Consider the following 13,918-nt stretch of genomic DNA (forward strand, 5'->3'; position numbering starts at 1 on the left):
GTGACGTAGTGGTCCTAGGTGCCGGTGACACCCGGCGGTGTCACGTACTGGTGTTACGTCCTGGTGTGACGTGGTCGACAGAAGTTCTTGGTCCGGGGGCGCGTCACACGTCGTCATCGACCGTGGCGCAGGTCCTCCAGAGTCGCCGCCGCACCCGGCAGCTCGGAGCGCGCGGGCGCCTCCAGGCCGTCGAGGAACAGCTGTAGATGCCGGTGCGTGAAGCGGTCGATGTTCAGACAGCCGATACCGGGCAGCGGACGGGTGAGCTGGGAGAGCGCGACCATCAGGTCACCGACCGCGACGTCGGTGCGCAGCCTGCCTGTCGCGCGCGCCTTCTCCATGAGGCCTTCGACGGCCCCTTCGAGGCGTTCGCGCGCCGCGTGCAGGTGAGGGAGGTCTCCGTTGAAACTGCCGGAGAGGAGCGGGCACAGCGCGCCGATCCTCTCGTCGGCCGCCGCGTGGACGAAGCGGCTGAGCGCCACGAACGCGTCGGCCTCCTCGGCCGCCATCCGCTCGGCCTGGTCGGCGGTGCGCGCCATGACGGAATGCACCACCTCCAGGATAAGAGTGGAACGGTCGGGGAAGTGGCGGTAGAGCGTCGCGTTGCCGACGCCCGCGCGACGAGCGATCTCGTCGAGCGGCACGTCGGGGCCCGACTCCACGAGGATCTCGCGGGCCGCCGCCACGATGCGCTCCCTGTTGCGCAGAGCGTCCGCTCGCGGACGCGGAACGCGACGCGTATCGGATTCGGCAACGGTCGTCACGACGGGCCCTTCCCTCGGTCAACTCGGGTCACTCGGTTCGCTCTGTTCACGGAAGTGGGGAAGGTGTCCCCGCTTTCCTTGACACGGGTGCAAACGGGGAAGTCGTCCCCGGTTATTTCACCGGGACGTGTGAGCTGGGTCACCCACGCGGAAAACCCCACGATCGGCGCACCCAGCGAGCGCCGACACGCCGCCCGTCGCAGGGTGATCGAACGGAGAGCAGTCAGCACGGACGACTGCCGCTGACCCGAAGGCGGCCGATGAAGCACACCCGTCGGATACGCGGAACCGCAGGTCACGGCCGCCACGCCAGACCCCGCCGGCTCGGCGCGCTCGCCGCACTCGCCGCCCTGACCCTCGCCGCCCTCACCACCGCCAGCGCGACCCTCCCGCTGCCCACCCGCGCCTCAGCCGGGCCGGTCTCCACCGCGCACGACGCGACGCTCGCCCCGTGCCGTATCGCCACCGCCACCGGCGTGCAGATGTCCGAGGGCGTGCCCACCCCCGCCGGCTACTCCCGCTCGACCGGCACGGTCCGCGCGCTCAACCTGATGGTCGACTTCTCCGACGCGCCGGGTCCCGGCAGCGCCGCCGACCGGCTCGGCGAGTTCTTCCCGCAGACCTCGCAGTGGTTCCGCACCAGCTCGTACGGGCGGCTCGACTACCGGCCCGAGGCCCCCCTGAAGGACTGGCTCCGGATGCCGCTGCCGTTCGAGGAGTACGGGATAGAGCGCGGCGCGCCGTACGAGCCCGGCTACCGGCGCCTCGTCCAGGACATCGTGACGGCGGCCGACCCCGAGGTGGACTTCGGCGAGTACGACCTGGTCAACATCCTCGTCACCCCCAACGCCGGCCCCTCGGCCCTCGACACCGTCCTGTCCGTGACGTTCTCCGGCAACGGCGAGGCCCCGAAGGCGGACGGCGTCCCGCTCTCCAACACGTCCTTCGTCTACAGCAGACAGGACGACGGCTCGGGGTCGTACGCGCGGACCGGCTACCGCGTCCTGCCGCACGAGAACGGCCACGTCTTCGGCCTCCCCGACCTCTACACGATGGACGGCGGCGGCACGGTCGGGCACTGGGACATCATGTCCGAGGACTGGGGGGCCAACAACGACCTGCTGGGCTGGCACAAGTGGAAGCTCGGCTGGCTCGACAACGACCAGATCAGCTGCGCGTCGGCCCCCGGCGACAGCGAGCACGACCTCACCCCGCTGGCCACCGGGGGCGGTCACAAGCTGGCGTTCGTACCGCTCTCCGAGGACTCCGGCTTCGCCGTCGAGGTCCGCACCCGCGCGGGCAACGACGAGGCCGTCTGCAAGCCCGGCGTGCTGGTCTACCGGGTCGAGTCCGACGTCGACACCGGGCGCGGTCCGGTGACCGTCTCCGACAGCGAGGAGCGCAGCGGCGGGTGTACGCGGCGGCCCAACGTCCACGCGGAGCTGTCGGACGCGCCGTACGGGCCCGGGGAGACGTTCCGGGACCGGGACAGCGGCGTCAGCGTCGCGGTGCTCGGCAAGAGCGGGGACGGCGGCTACCGGGTCCGGATCAGCCGGTCCTGAACCAGCCGTCGGGGGTGAACGCCTCGGCGGTGGCCCGCGCGTCGCGCCAGTAGGCGTACGGGAGCGACTGACCGCGCAGCCAGCGTTCACCGGTCTCCGCCACGACGCGTGACTCGACGGTGGGCGACTCGACGGTGGGCGTGGCCCGGAGCGTCGCTTCGGACTGCTCCGCCGGCCGTTCCGCCGTGCCGTCCAGGACCAGCGCGCCGCCCGCCGCCATCGCGCCGTACACCTCGGCGAGCGCCTCGGGGCCGGAGAAGGGGCGTGGCAGCCGCGTGACGGGGGCCGGGCCGAGACCCGGCAGTTCGCCGCGTTCGAGCGCCTCGGCGGCGGCCCGGAAGCGGGCGTCCATCGCGGCGCCCGCCTGCGCGAGCTGGGTGGTGACGGCGCCCCGCAGGGGGTCCGCCGGTGACGCGTAGACGAGGGTGGCGTCGTCCTCGGCCCGGATCTCGATGTCGGGCGGGGCCGCGTACGGATCGGGGTCGGGCAGGTCCCGCGAGCCGAGGACCACGACGCGTGCCCGCTCGCGCTCCGCCCACCCCGCGACGACCGGCAGCCGCTCGTCGTCCACGAGCAGCACGCGGGGCGCGCAGTGGTCCAGTACGCGGCCCAGTTCGTCCCCGGTCCACGCCGCGTCGAGCGGTACGGCGACCAGCCCGGCGAGCTGCGTGGCCCAGAAGGCGGTCGGCCAGTCGGGGCGGTCGCCCATCACGACGGCGGCCCGGTCGCCCGGCCGCAGGCCGTAGGTGTCCACGAAGCGGTTGGCCAGCATGGTCGCGGCGGCGAAGAAATCACCGTACGTAAGGAGGTGGGCCCCGTCGCCGCCGACGAGGAAGGGCCGCTGCCCGTACGCCCAGGTCGTCTCCACGAACTCCCGCAGGGTGCGCGGCCCGTCCGCGTACATGAGCGAGCCGTTCTCGGCGCGTACGACCTCGAAGGGCGCCCCGGGGGCGGTCAGGGCGGCGGTGTGCGGCAACGTACGGCTCGCTTTCTTCGTACCCTCGCGTTAAGTCCGTCGAGCGAGGAGCTCCAGTTGCACCACTTGTACGTCAAGGTCTGCGGTCTGCGGAAGCCCGCCGAGGTCGAGGCCGCCGTGGCCGCCGGGGCCTCCGCCGTCGGGTTCATCCTGACGACGAGCCCCCGGCGGCTGTCCCCCGCCGAGGCCCGTCCGCTCGCCGCGCTCGTGCCGCCCGGTGTCGCCAAGGTCGCGGTCTTCCGCGGTGAGCCGCTGGAGGAGGTGCGCCGGGCGGCGGCCGAGGCGGGCGCGGACACCGTCCAACTGCACGGCGGGGAACCGCCCGAGGCCTTCGCCGCGCTGCGCGCCGACGGATTCCGGCTGATCCGCGCCACCTCGCCCGCGTCGGGCGCTCCGCTGACGGCGGGCGCGTACGGCGAGGACATGCTCATCATCGACTCACCGGTGCCGGGCTCCGGCGAGCGCTGGTCCCCGGAGTCGCTGCCCGAGCGGCCGACGGGGTCGTGGGTGCTGTCGGGCGGTCTCTCGCCGGACAACGTCGTGGACGCCGCGACGGCGCTGCGGCCGTGGGGCGTCGACGTGTCGAGCGGGGTGGAGAGCAGCCGGGGTGTGAAGGACGTCCGGCTCATCGAGAAGTTCCTCACCGCCGTGGGCGGAATGCGTTACTGAACACAGCGAGCGTGGCGGGTCGGGAGAGGGGCACCCGGTCGTAGGGCGTGCGGACACGCCCAGGACCGGATCCGACCCGAAAGGGGTTCCTCCCTTGCTCTGCACACGTCTGTTCTCCCCGCCGCCGTTCTCCCGGCCGGTCAGATCGGTGACGGTGACCCGATGACCACCGAGAAGATCCGGCGCATACGGCGGCGCCTGGAGCGGCTGATCGGCATCGCCATGACCGAGGGCAACGCGCTCGTCCCGCTGCGGAACGGCGACGCGATCTTCGCGTCGATGCTGGAGAGCATCCGCGGCGCCGAGCACACCGTCGACATGATGACGTTCGTCTACTGGCGCGGCGACATCGCCCACGAGTTCGCGCAGGCGCTCGGCGAGCGGGCGCGCGCCGGGGTGCGGGTGCGGCTGCTGCTCGACGGCTTCGGCAGCCGGCTGATCGAGAAGGACCAGTTGGAGGCGATGGAGCGGGCCGGGGTGCGGGTGGCCTGGTTCCGCAAGCCGCTGTACCTGTCGCCCCTCAAGCAGAACCACCGCTGCCACCGCAAGGTGCTCGTCGTGGACGAGACGACCGCGTTCACCGGTGGTGTGGGCATCGCCGAGGAGTGGTGCGGCGACGCGCGGAACGAGAGCGAGTGGCGCGACACGCACGTGCGCGTCCAGGGGGCCGCGGTGGACGGGATCGCCGCCGCGTTCACCCAGAACTGGGCGGAGTGCCAGGACGAGATGTTCGACGAACACGACCGGTTCGTCGCCCAGGACGCGCACGGCGACGCGATCGTGCAGGTGGTGCGCGGGTCGGCCAGCTTCGGCTGGCAGGACATGCAGACCCTGATCCGGGTGATGCTGGAGTCGGCGGAGGAGCGCGTACGGCTGGCGACGGCGTATTTCGCGCCGGACGACTACTTCGTGGAGCTGCTGTGCGCGACGGCCCGGCGCGGGGTCTCGGTGGAGATCCTGCTGCCGGGGCCGCACACGGACAAGCGGGTCTGTCTGCTGGCCGGACAGCGGTACTACGAGGATCTGACGGCGTGCGGCGTGAAGATCTACCAGTACCGGCCGACGATGATGCACGCGAAGGTCATCACCGTCGACTCGATCGCCTCGCTGATCGGGTCGACGAACTTCAACCGGCGTTCGATGGACCACGACGAGGAGGTCATGCTCGCCGTACTGGACACCGCCTTCACGGCCACGCTGGACGGGCACTTCGAGGAGGATCTGACGGTGAGCGAGCCGATCGCGCCGGGCCGCTGGAAGCGGCGCTCGCTGGTCCAGCGGGCCCGGGAGGCGTCCGTGGTCCCGATCCGCCGCTATCTCTGAGAGACAGCTCCGCGGAACCCCCCGTTCAGCTCGTGGGCTCCGCCGGGTGGTCGCCGGGGCCGTGGGTGTGGCCGGCGAGCGGTGTCGGGGACAGGTCGGTGCTCTCCTCGCCCTCTTCGAGCAGGGTGTCGGCCGGGCCGACGATGAGCGGGTCGGGTACGCCGAGGAGCGCCTCGTCCTTCCGGTCGTAGTCCATCCGCCACAGCAGGCTGCGCATGGCCTCCAGCCGCCCCCGCTTCTTGTCGTTGTTCTTGACCACGCTCCAGGGCGCGTGCGCCGTGTCGGTGGCCCGGAACATGTCGACCTTCGCGGCGGTGTACGCGTCCCAGAGGTCCAGCGACGCGAGGTCGGTGGGCGAGAGCTTCCACTGCCGTACGGGGTCGATCTGGCGGATCGCGAAGCGCGTGCGCTGCTCGTCGTGCGAGACCGAGAACCAGAACTTCACGAGCAGGACGCCGTCGTCGGTGAGCATCCGCTCGAACTGGGGCGCCTGGCGCAGGAAGTGCTCGTACTGCTCCGGCGTACAGAAGTCCATCACCCGCTCGACGCCGGCCCGGTTGTACCAGGAGCGGTCGAAGAAGACGATCTCCCCGGCGGACGGCAGATGCGCCACGTACCGCTGGAAGTACCACTGCCCCGCTTCTCGCTCGGTGGGCTTCTCCAGGGCCACCACGCGGGCACCACGCGGGTTGAGCCGCTCGGTGAACCGCTGGATGGTGCCGCCCTTGCCCGCGGCGTCCCGGCCCTCGCAGACCACCACCACCCGCCGGCCGGTGTCCTTCACCCAGCGCTGGAACTTGAGCAGTTCGATCTGGAGCGTGCGCTTCGTCCGCTCGTACTCGCGGCGGCGCATCTTCTTGTCGTACGGGTAGTTCTGCCGCCATGTCTGTACAGGGCGGCCGGACTTGTCGAGCAGGACGGGCTGCTCGGGGTTCCGGTCGTCGACGGTCAGCCCGTCCAGTAGGACGTCCGGCCCGTCGTCCTGGCCCTTCTCACCCGCCGGCATGCGGGCGCCCTCCCCGGTAGGCGCCGGGGTCGGGGACGGTGGTGCCGTCGAAGTCCGCCTCGTCGTCGAGGGGGGGAAGGTCGATGGTGTAGTGCGCCTCCAGGAAGAGGTCGCTGTGCTGCGGACGCGAAACGGACTCATCTGCGGCGGGAAGAGGCGCGGTTCGGACGATACGACGCTGAGAGCTCTGCATCCAAGACCATCCAGGGAAGGGAGTCGTACGGGCCGCGCGGCCCATTGCCGGGCGACTGGCTCATCCTTACATAGGGCTCGATCTTGACAAGCGAGTTGAGTGCCGGGACGGGCTCAGCCCGTCGGCCGATCGAGGTGGAAGCGCCCCAGGACCCGGTCCACCAACTGGCCCGCCGCCCCGGTGTAGTGCGCCGGGTCGGACAGTTTCCTGAGGTCGTCGGCCGATCGGCGGCCGGTGAGGGCCGGGGCCTCGGCCAGGACGTCCGCGAGGTGGCGGCCGGTGGTGGCCGCCTCGGCCGAGACCTGGGCGAGCAGGGTCTTCGCCTCGGCCCTGCCGAGTTCCACGGAGAGCAGGGCCGCGAGCCGTTCGGAGACGACCAGGCCGCCGGTGAGGTCGAGGTTGGCCCGCATCCGGTCCTCGTGGACGGTCAGGCCCTCGGTCAGCTCGGCGGCGGTGTGCGCCGCGCCGCCCGCCAGGCGCAGGCAGTCGCGCAGCGGCAGCCATTCGGCGTGCCAGGCACCGGCGGGCCGCTCGTCGTCGTGGACGGACACCTGCATGAGGGTGCCGACGAGGGAGGGCACCTGGTAGGCGGCGGAGCGGATCAGCGCCGAGAGGGCGGGGTTGCGTTTGTGCGGCATGGCGGAGGAGGTGCCCCGGCCCTCGGCGGCCGGTTCCGCGACCTCGCCCGACTCGGTGCGGGACAGCAGCTGGACGTCCGCCGCGATGGAACCGAGGGCGCCGGTCAGCAGGGCGAGCGCCGCCCCGAGGTCGGCGAGGGGGGTACGGACGGTGTGCCAGGGCACGAGGGGTTCGGTGAGGCCCAGCTCGCCGGCGAGCGCGGCGGGCAGCTCCTGGATGTACCGCTCGCCGCCGTCGGCGGTGGCGTCCGGTACATGCACGAGGGCGTACTCCAGATATCCGGCCATCGTGCCCGCGGCGCCGCCGAGTTGGACCGGCAGCCCCTCGCCGCGCACCCGGCGCAGCCGGTCGCGCGCGTCGAGTACGCCTTGCAGCCAGCCGGCCGCCTTGAGGCCGAAGGTGGTCGGCACGGCGTGCTGGCCGAGGGTGCGGGCGGCCATGGGGGTGTCGCGGTGCCGGGCGGCGAGGCGGGCCAGCGCGTCGGCGGTGCGGTCCAGGTCGGCCAGGACGAGGTCCAGGGTGCGCGCGGCGACCAGCATGAGGCCGGTGTCGAGGATGTCCTGACTGGTGGAGCCCTGGTGGACGCTGTGCGCGGCGTCGGCGTCCTGGGCGGCGACCAGCGCGGTGAGCTGCCGTACGAGCGGCACGACCGGGTTGGCGGCGCCGCGTGAGCGCACCGCCAGGTCGTACAGGTCGAAGTGCTCGGCCCGCGCGGCCTCGCCGATGGCGCGGGCGGCGGACTCGGGTACGGCGCCGAGCCGGGCCTGCACGCGGGCCAGGGCCGCCTCGGTGTCGAGCATGGCCTGGAGGCACGCGGCGTCGGTGGTGGCGGCCTCGGCCGGGGTGCCGGCCCGGACCGGGGAGAACAGCCCCGTGTCGGCGGCGAACTGGTCGGTCGTCATATCTGATCCCCCGTCAACACCTGCTGAAAAAAGGCGATTTCACGTTGCTTTGGACTTCTGATGGTCCGGCACCGGCGGCCGTGGCGGGCCCGTGGGCAGGGCCAGCACCGCGAGCGCGATGGCGTCGGAGTCTCCCAGTGTCACGGAGTTGACGCCGGGGCGGACCCCGGCGGCGGTCGCCCAGTGCACCGCTTCGGTCGGCACACCGTAGGCGAAGCGCCGGGGATGCGCGTGGCCCTCTGCGTCTATGAGCCGGTACGGCCGGGGGGTGACGGCGAGGCCGCCGGTCTCGTACGCGCCGAGTCGCGGGTCGGCTATCGCGTACGGCCGGCACTGCCCGGTGGCCAGCAGGTCCGTCAGCAGCGGGTCGGCCGTCCGGCGCAGGTCGGGCTCGGGCAGCCGGGCCTCGACCAGGGTGGTGACGCGCGTCAGGGAGCCGGGCACGGCGGGCGCCTCGACGGTGAAGGCGCCCCGGCCGGGGTCGGTGCCGACGCGCAGGCCGGGGCCGAGGACGGTCAGCACCCCGGCCTCGATGAGCGCGATCATCTGCTCGATCCGTATCGCGGGCGGGCCGATGGACAGGAAGGCGTTGAGCGGGGTGTACCAGCGCTCCAGGTCGTCGCGGTGCGAGCCGCCGGTGAGCCCGCCGTGGTCCACCACCAGCCGGATCTCGTTGCGCAGGTCGCGCAGCACGTCGAGCGCGGCCTTGAGGGGGCCGTCGACGTTGCCCGCGTCGGACTCGGCGAGATCCCGGCGCAGGATGTCCAGCAGCCAGTCGCGGTGGTCCGCCGGGCCCCGGAAGCCCCGGTCGGCGTGGGGTGCGGAGAGGTACTTCCAGTCCCAGTGGTCGTCGGGGCCGATGCCGTGCGCGTCGAGCAGGTCGGACTCCTCGGCCGACCCCCAGGCCGGTTTCAGATACCGGTCGGCGAACCGGCCGGCCTCGTGCTCGCCGACGCGCCGGGCGAGCAGCGCCGTGTAGTGGACGGTCTCGACCTCCTTGGCGATCAGCGGCCACAGGTCGCGGCCGAAGTCGACTCCGCCGCCGAGCCGGGCGGCGGTGCGCAGCCGCTCCAGCTCCGCCGGGGTGAGGACCCGCGGGATGTGCCTGCCGTGGGCGCCCTTCTGGTTGCGGCCGCGCGAGTGGTACGGGATGCCGCGCCGGGAGGCGGCGTACAGGCGCGGTTCGCGTCCTGAGGGGCCGTACACGAGCCGCCCGCCCCGGCGGGTGTACGTGCCGCCGCGGCCGAGCGTGAACAGCGTCAGATGGTCGAAGAAGTTCAGCCCGAGTCCGCGCAGCGCGACGGCCTCGCCGGGCCGGACGGCGGACAGGTCGGTGTCGGCGGGGTTGGCGGGCGGGACGTACGTCAGCGCGTGCTCCCGCGCGAAGCCGGCCAGTTCACGCTCGCCGGGGCCGCCGACGACCGGGAGATGGCCCTGGGCGAGGACGACCGCGTCCAGGTCCTCGATACGGGAGCCGTCGGCGAGCAGCACGCCCTGCGGGCCGTCCGGGCCCCCGGCCAGCCGGACGGCCCGTCCCGGGTGGACGACGACGCGGACGTGCCCGGGCGCGGTGCGGACGACATGGCCGAAGACCCACTCCAGGTAGTGGCCGTAGAAGGCGCGGGTCGGGTAGGAGTCCGGGGTGAGGTCGCGGGCCTCGGCGCGGACCTGGTCGTCGTACGCCTCCCCCGGCTCCGTGCCGAGCCGGGCCGCCCAGTCGAACAGGCTGGGGCCGGGGGCGAGTTCGCCCTCGATCTCCACGCTCTCGTCGGTGAACAGCGTGACCTGCGAGGCGACGGTGTTCATCAGCAGGTGGTGGGACTGGTCGGTGCGCCACACGCTTCCGGCGCCGGGGCGGTACGGGTCCACGATGTGCGCCACGAGGGTGGAGCCGGGCGGGAGGCGGCGGCGCGCGTTGGCGCAGAGCCGTTCCAGGACCGAGAGGCCCCGGGGTCCGCCGCCGACGACGCAGACCTCCAGATGTCCGTCACTCACGTGTCTCTCCGTCTCCGTCTCTGTCTCCGTCTCCCGTTGGGCATCCCCGCGGCCTGTCAGAGGACTTCGACGGTGGGGCCGGTCTCCAGCCGGTGCCGGCAGTCCAGTACGAAGTCCGAGGCGCGGCTGACGAGTTCGTAGTCGAAGGCGTCGTGGTCGGTCAGCAGCACCACCGCGTCGGCCGCCGCCAGCTCCGCCTCGGAGAAGTCGCAGCGGGTCAGTTTGCTGTCCACGGTCACCGCCTCGACCACGTACGGGTCGGCCGCCCGCACGTCGGCGCCCAGACCGAGCAGCAGCTCCGCCACGCGCAGCGCGGGCGACTCGCGCGCGTCGCCGGTGTTCGGCTTGTACGCGAGGCCGAGCAGCAGGACGCGGGAGCCCGCGAGCGGCCTGCGGCGGGCGTTGAAGGCGAGCAGCAGCCGCTGGACCACATGGTCGGGCATGTGCCCGTTGATGTGGTTGGCGAGTTCGACGAACTCGAAGCGGCGGCCGAGGGTGCGCCGTACGCGCCAGGACAGGTACTCCGGGTCGACCGGCAGACAGTGGCCGCCGACGCCGGGTCCCGGTGTGAAGCGCATGAACCCGAAGGGCTTGGAGGCGGCGGCGTCGAGCGCCTCCCAGACGTCGACGCCGAGTTCGTGCGCGTACATCGCCATCTCGTTGACCAGTGCGATGTTGACGTGCCTGAAGGTGTTCTCGATCAGCTTGGACAGCTCGGCGACCTCGGTCGTGCGCACCGGCACGGTGGTGCTGGTGATGGTGTCGTAGAAGGCGCGCACGGCGGTGAGCGACGCCGCGTCGATGCCGGACACCACCTTGGGCGTGTTCTCCAGGCGCCAGGTCGGGTTGCCGGGGTCGATGCGCTCGGGGCTGTAGCCGAGGTGGAAGTCGTCGCCCGCGGTCAGGCCCGAGCCCTCCTCCAGCAGCGGGACGAGCAGTTCGACGGTGGTGCCGGGGTACGTGGTGGACTCCAGGACCACGGTCGCGCCGGGGCGCAGCCGGGCGGCGAGGGTGTGGGCGGCCGACTCGATGTACGAGAGGTCGGGCGCGCCGTCCCGCAGCGGGGTGGGCACGGTGACGACCGCGACGTCGAAGCCGTCGAGGTCGGACGGGTCGGTGCTGGGCAGGTAGGAGCCCTGGTCGAGCAGGACGGCGAGCTGTGCGTCGGGGATGTCCTCGACGTAGGACTCACCGCTGATGAGCCGTTTGACGCGGTCGGTGTCCACGTCGTAGCCGACCACTTGGTGGCCGGCCAGCGCGGCCCGGACTGCCAGCGGCAGGCCCACGTACCCCTGCCCGACTACGACGACCTTGCTTTTCACGGTTGCTCCCGTCGGAGGAAGTGGGTCAGTTGGTCAGGTCAGTTGGTCCGTCGGTCGGGCGATGGGCCGTTCGGGCGGGCGGGGTTGGAGTCGAGCGGGATCGGACTCCGGGAGACATGGCCCGGGTCAGTCGAAGAACGCGCAGACCACGTCGGCCGTACGCTCGACCTGACTGTCCGTCAGACTCAGGTTCAGCGGCAGCGCGAGATGCCGCGCGCTCGCCAGCTCCGCGCCGGGCCGCCGCCCGTCCGCGCCCGCTCCCGCGTACGCCGCGAAGGCGGCCAGCCGGGGCAGCGGCACCGGGTAGTAGACGCGGCTGCCGACGCCGTGCGCGGCGAGGTGGGCGGCCAGCGAGTCCCGGCAGATGGTCTGTACGGCGTAGACGTAGTGGCACTGGCCGTCGGCGCCGGTGGTCGGGGCGAGCAGGCCGCGCCCGCGCAGCGCCGCGAAGCGCGCGTTGTAGTGCTCGGCGACGGCGGCGCGCCGGGTGACCATGTCGTCGGCGCGCTCCAGCCGGGCGAGCTGGAAGCCGGCCTGCACCTCGTCGAAGCGGCTGTTGAAGCCGACCTCGTGGTGCACGAAGCGCTGTACGCCGTCCTGGCCGTGGTTGCGCAACCTCCTTACGAGCGTGGCGAGTTCGGCGTCGTCGGAGAGGACGACCGCGCCTTCGCCCGGCATCCCGAACGGCTTGACCGGGAAGAACGAGTAGAGCCCGATGTCCCCCCACGTACCGGCCGCCCGGCCGCCCAGGGTCGCGCCCTGGGCCACCGCCGCGTCCTCGACGACCGCGATCCCCCGGCGCCGCGCGAAGGACCGGATCGCGGGCATGTCGGCCATCGTCGTGAACGTGTGGGCGGGGACGACCGCGCGGGTGCGGCCGTTCACCCGGCTCTCCGCGTCGACCGGGTCCAGGACCATCGTCACCGGGTCGACGTCGGCGAAGACCGGCACCGCGCCGACGCCCAGCACCGTCGCGGCCAGCGGCTCCGCACCGAAGGCGGGCACGATCACCTCGTCGCCGGGAACTACCCCGACGGCCCGCAGAGCGAGCGTGAGCGCGCCGGTCCCGCTGGCGCAGGCGACGACGTCGCGTACGCCCGTGCGCTCGGCCAGCCGCCGCTCCAGCTCGGCGGTGCGGCGGCCGAGGATGAACTTCTGCTCGGGGTCGGTGCCGACCTCGTACAGCACCTCGCGCAGCAGTTCACGCTCGGTGTCGGGGAGCCGGGTGTGGGCGTAGGGGACGACGCCGGACGCCGGGACCGGGGCGGAGGGCGCTGTCCGGGCCTGCGCCTGGGCCTGGGCGGGCGATGTCTCGGTGGTCATGACGTACTCCCGGTGAAGAAGGAGCGGACGGCGTCGCACACCCGGCCGAGCTGCGCGAGCGTCAGCTCGGGGTAGAGCGGCAGCGCGACGGTGCGGTGGCTCGCCGCCTCGGCGTGCGGGAAGTCGCCTTCCTGGTGGCCGAGATGGGCGAAGCACGGCTGGAGGTGCAGCGGCAGCGGGTAGTACGTCTCGGTGCCGATGCCCGCGGCGGCGAGGTGCGAGACGAGGGCGTCGCGCCGGTCGGTCTCGACGAGATAGACGTAGAAGACGGGATCCACCGGCTCACCGCGCTCCACCACCGTGGGCAGCCGGCGGACGCCGGGGATGCCGCGCAGCCGGCGGGTGTACGCGTCGGCGAGCACGGCGCGGCGGCGGATGTCGTCGTCCAGCGTCGTCAGCTTGGTGAGCAGGGCCGCGGCCTGGATCTCGTCCATCTTGCTGTTGGTGCCCGCCAGTTCACCCTGCCGCGCGTACTCGGCGCGGGCGGTCGGCGCCGACGGCGCGGCAGAAGGTGCCAGGGCCGGCCGGCCGTGGTCGCGCAGCCGCTGTACGGCGCCGGCGAGCGCGTCGTCGTCGGTCAGCACCATGCCCGCGTCGCCGAGCGCGCCCAGCGTCTTGGTGGGGAAGAACGACAGCACCCCGCCCGCCCCGATCAGACCGGTGTGACGGCCGTTCAGCCGCATCCCGATGCCCTCGGCGCTGTCCTCCAGGACGAGCAGTCCATGCTGTTCGGCCACCGTGAGCACCGCGGTCATGTCGGCGGGCTGGCAGAACAGATGCACCGGCATGACGGCCTTGGTGCGCTCCGTGACCGCCGCTTCGAGCGCGGCCGGGTCGAGGTTGTAGGTGAGCGGATCGACGTCGACGAAGACCGGGACCGCCCCGACGAGCGCCACCGAACTGGCCGACGCGAAGAAGCTGAAGGCCGGCACGATCACCTCGTCGCCGGACCCGATCCCCGCCGCGCGCAGCAGCAGGACGAGCGCGTCGGTGCCGTTGCCGACGGCGATCGCGTGCCGGGCACCGGTGTAGGCGCGCAGGGCGGCTTCCAGCTCGGCGGTCCTGGGCCCGTTGGAGTACGTCCCCGATTCGCACACCTCGTCGAGATACGCGCTCAGTCGGGGCCACAGCCGCTCGAAGGATTCCGCCTGTGTGAAGAACGGGACGGTGCTCGCCGGAGCCGGCATCGCCTTGCTGTTCATTTCACTCCACTCGTCTCGGCCGTCTCGGCGGTAAAGCGGTCG

At 72.6% G+C, this 13,918-nt stretch carries 12 protein-coding genes; 3 read left to right on the top strand and 9 right to left on the bottom strand.

From position 1 onward, the window contains the following. Nucleotides 1–113: 113 nt before the first annotated feature. Nucleotides 114–764: a TetR/AcrR family transcriptional regulator gene (locus ACFT9I_RS20940; RefSeq protein ID WP_382566252.1), complete on the bottom strand. Its 651-nt coding sequence runs from the start codon at nucleotides 762–764 to the stop codon at nucleotides 114–116. A gap of 260 nt (nucleotides 765–1,024) precedes the next feature. Between ACFT9I_RS20940 and ACFT9I_RS20945 the strand changes: the two genes are divergently transcribed. Beyond that, nucleotides 1,025–2,326, top strand: coding sequence for a M6 family metalloprotease domain-containing protein (locus ACFT9I_RS20945; RefSeq protein WP_382566255.1), 1,302 nt, complete (start codon nucleotides 1,025–1,027; stop codon nucleotides 2,324–2,326). Here the strand turns inward: ACFT9I_RS20945 and ACFT9I_RS20950 are convergent. Next, nucleotides 2,313–3,302, bottom strand: a complete 990-nt coding sequence (locus ACFT9I_RS20950) for an AMP-binding protein (protein ID WP_382566257.1) — start codon at nucleotides 3,300–3,302, stop codon at nucleotides 2,313–2,315. The two genes, ACFT9I_RS20945 and ACFT9I_RS20950, sit on opposite strands and share 14 nt — an antisense overlap. A gap of 57 nt (nucleotides 3,303–3,359) precedes the next feature. Between ACFT9I_RS20950 and ACFT9I_RS20955 the strand changes: the two genes are divergently transcribed. Further along, nucleotides 3,360–3,971, top strand: a complete 612-nt coding sequence (locus ACFT9I_RS20955; protein WP_382566259.1) for a phosphoribosylanthranilate isomerase — start codon at nucleotides 3,360–3,362, stop codon at nucleotides 3,969–3,971. 162 nt (nucleotides 3,972–4,133) lie between these two features. Then, entirely contained in the window at nucleotides 4,134–5,294 is a 1,161-nt protein-coding gene (locus tag ACFT9I_RS20960) for a phosphatidylserine/phosphatidylglycerophosphate/cardiolipin synthase family protein (protein ID WP_382566260.1), read from the top strand. A gap of 25 nt (nucleotides 5,295–5,319) precedes the next feature. Here the strand turns inward: ACFT9I_RS20960 and ppk2 are convergent, their stop codons facing one another. From ppk2 to ACFT9I_RS20995, 7 genes are all read right to left on the bottom strand, one after another. After that, entirely contained in the window at nucleotides 5,320–6,300 is a 981-nt protein-coding gene (gene ppk2, locus ACFT9I_RS20965) for a polyphosphate kinase 2 (RefSeq protein ID WP_382566261.1), read from the bottom strand. Continuing rightward, nucleotides 6,287–6,493, bottom strand: a complete 207-nt coding sequence (locus tag ACFT9I_RS20970; RefSeq protein WP_382566262.1) for a hypothetical protein — start codon at nucleotides 6,491–6,493, stop codon at nucleotides 6,287–6,289. Before ACFT9I_RS20970 ends, ppk2 begins: the two co-directional genes overlap by 14 nt. Before the next feature lie 113 nt (nucleotides 6,494–6,606). Continuing rightward, nucleotides 6,607–8,034, bottom strand: coding sequence for a 3-carboxy-cis,cis-muconate cycloisomerase (gene pcaB, locus ACFT9I_RS20975; RefSeq protein ID WP_382566264.1), 1,428 nt, complete (start codon nucleotides 8,032–8,034; stop codon nucleotides 6,607–6,609). A gap of 39 nt (nucleotides 8,035–8,073) precedes the next feature. Next, on the bottom strand, nucleotides 8,074–10,029 hold the full coding sequence (locus tag ACFT9I_RS20980) for an FAD/NAD(P)-binding protein (RefSeq protein WP_382566265.1): 1,956 nt from the start codon (nucleotides 10,027–10,029) through the stop codon (nucleotides 8,074–8,076). Between the two features lie 56 nt (nucleotides 10,030–10,085). Continuing rightward, the gene (locus tag ACFT9I_RS20985; protein ID WP_382566267.1) at nucleotides 10,086–11,351 is read right to left on the bottom strand and encodes a nucleotide sugar dehydrogenase; all 1,266 of its coding nucleotides are present in this window, start codon (nucleotides 11,349–11,351) and stop codon (nucleotides 10,086–10,088) included. 126 nt (nucleotides 11,352–11,477) lie between these two features. After that, nucleotides 11,478–12,674: a DegT/DnrJ/EryC1/StrS family aminotransferase gene (locus ACFT9I_RS20990; RefSeq protein WP_382566268.1), complete on the bottom strand. Its 1,197-nt coding sequence runs from the start codon at nucleotides 12,672–12,674 to the stop codon at nucleotides 11,478–11,480. Continuing rightward, the gene (locus ACFT9I_RS20995) at nucleotides 12,671–13,876 is read right to left on the bottom strand and encodes a DegT/DnrJ/EryC1/StrS family aminotransferase (protein ID WP_382566270.1); all 1,206 of its coding nucleotides are present in this window, start codon (nucleotides 13,874–13,876) and stop codon (nucleotides 12,671–12,673) included. Before ACFT9I_RS20995 ends, ACFT9I_RS20990 begins: the two co-directional genes overlap by 4 nt. Nucleotides 13,877–13,918 lie beyond the last annotated feature (42 nt).

The sequence above is a fragment of the Streptomyces sp. NPDC057137 genome (genome assembly GCF_042670825.1).
Lineage (GTDB): Bacteria > Actinomycetota > Actinomycetes > Streptomycetales > Streptomycetaceae > Streptomyces.